Annotated in this window: 2 protein-coding genes; both read left to right on the forward strand. The window is 71.9% G+C overall.

The features are described 5' to 3' along the window. Nucleotides 1-574: acetate--CoA ligase family protein (locus ABZ914_RS50785; protein ID WP_500201741.1), on the forward strand; the 574-nt coding region annotated here is incomplete at its 5' end. Between the two features lie 100 nt (nucleotides 575-674). After that, nucleotides 675-1,880 (forward strand): amidohydrolase family protein, encoded by a 1,206-nt coding sequence (locus ABZ914_RS50790; protein ID WP_500201742.1) that lies wholly within the window; start codon nucleotides 675-677, stop codon nucleotides 1,878-1,880. The last annotated feature ends 27 nt before the right edge of the window (nucleotides 1,881-1,907 follow it).

Here is a 1,907-nt window from a genome sequence, read left to right on the forward strand (position 1 = left end):
CCGCGAGGAGCTCGCCGGCAGCGCCGCGGCGGCGGCGCGGGCCGCGGCGGCGATCGGGTTCCCGGTCGTGCTGAAGGGGTGCGGCCCGGACGTGGCGCACAAGTCCGACCTCGGGCTGGTGCATCTGGACCTGCGTTCGGCTGCGCAGGTGCGCGAGGCGTACCGGCGGGTCACCGCGCATCCCGGGGTCGACGCGGCGCTGGTCTGCGAGCAGGTGCGGGGCGGCGTCGAGACGGTCGTCGGGCTGGCGCACGACGAGCTGTTCGGCCCGACGGTGATGGCCGGGCTGGGCGGGGTCTTCGTCGAGGTGTTCCAGGACGTGGCGTTCCGGGTGCCGCCGTTCGACGAGGCCGAGGCGCACCGGATGCTGGCCGGGCTGCGCGGGTTCCCGCTGCTGGGCGGGGCCCGGGGCCGGCCGCGGGCCGACGTCGGCGCCCTGGTCGACGTGATCATGAAGGTGCAGCGGATGGGGCTGGAGCTGGACGGCGTGCTCGCCGAGCTGGACATCAACCCGCTCGCGGTCCTGCCGGACGGTGCGGTCGCGCTGGACGCGCTGGCCGTCGTCCACCCTTAGCTGACGCCCCATCAGTTCCGCCGCCGGGCGACCTTCCGGAATCGGCGGTCCGCCACTACCTTGTTTCTGACGACCCATCAGATAAGTGGGGGTGCACATCATGAGCCCGTCCTTCGGCGAGCTACCGAAGATCATCAGCGTCGACGACCACGTCGTGGAGCCGCCGCACGTCTGGCGGACCTGGCTGCCCGCCCGGCTCCGCGACCGCGGCCCGCGAATCGAGCGCCGCGGCATCGGCTCGGTCGAGCACATCGGCGGCGGCACCTACCGCCAGACCTTCGACGACGACGGCCCGCAGGCCGACTGCTGGGTCTACGAGGACCTCGTCTACATCCACAAGCGCCATGTCGCCGCCGTCGGGTTCGACCGCGACGACATGACGATGTCCCCCATCACCTACGACGAGATGCGGCCGGGCTGCTGGGACCCGAAGGCCCGGGTCGCCGACATGGAGCTCAACCATGTCGAGGCGTCCCTGTGCTTCCCGACCTTCCCCCGGTTCTGCGGGCAGACCTTCACCGAGGCCAAGGACCGCGAACTCGGCCTGGCCTGCGTGCGGGCCTACAACGACTGGATGGTCGAGGAGTGGTGCGGCGACTCGGGCGGGCGGCTGATCCCGCTCTGCCTGATCCCGCTCTGGGACGCCGAACTGGCGGCCCAGGAGGTGCGCCGCAACGCCGCGCGGGGCGTCCGGGCGGTCTGCTTCAGCGAGATCCCGCCGCACCTGGGGCTGCCGAGCGTCCACTCCGGCGCGTGGGACCCGTTCTTCGCCGCCTGCCAGGAGACCGGCACGGTCGTGAGCATGCACATCGGGTCGTCGTCCAAGATGCCGGCGACCTCGGCGGACGCGCCGCCCGCGGTCTCCGCCGCGCTGTCGTTCAACAACGCGATGGCCTCGCTGTGCGACTTCCTGTTCTCGGGGGTCCTGGTCCGCTTCCCGCGGCTGGAGGTCGCCTACTCCGAGGGGCAGATCGGCTGGCTGCCCTACGTCCTGGAGCGGGTCGACGACGTGTGGGAGGAGCACCGGGCCTGGGGCGGCGTGCGGGACGCCATCCCCGAGCCGCCGTCGACCTACTTCCACCGCCAGGTGTACGGCTGCTTCTTCCGCGACGTGCACGGGCTGGAGTCGCTGCACAGGATCGGCGTCGACCGCGTCACCTTCGAGACCGACTATCCGCACACCGACTCGACCTGGCCGCACACCAGGAAGGTGGCCGAGGAGATGTTCCAGGGCCTCGACGCCGAGACCGTCTACAAGATCACCCGCGGCAACGCGATCCGGATGCTGAAGCTCGACCTCGTCTGAGCGTCCCCCGCCGCCGCGCCCGGCGCG

The organism is Spirillospora sp. NPDC046719 (assembly GCF_040645715.1).
GTDB lineage: Bacteria > Actinomycetota > Actinomycetes > Streptosporangiales > Streptosporangiaceae > Spirillospora.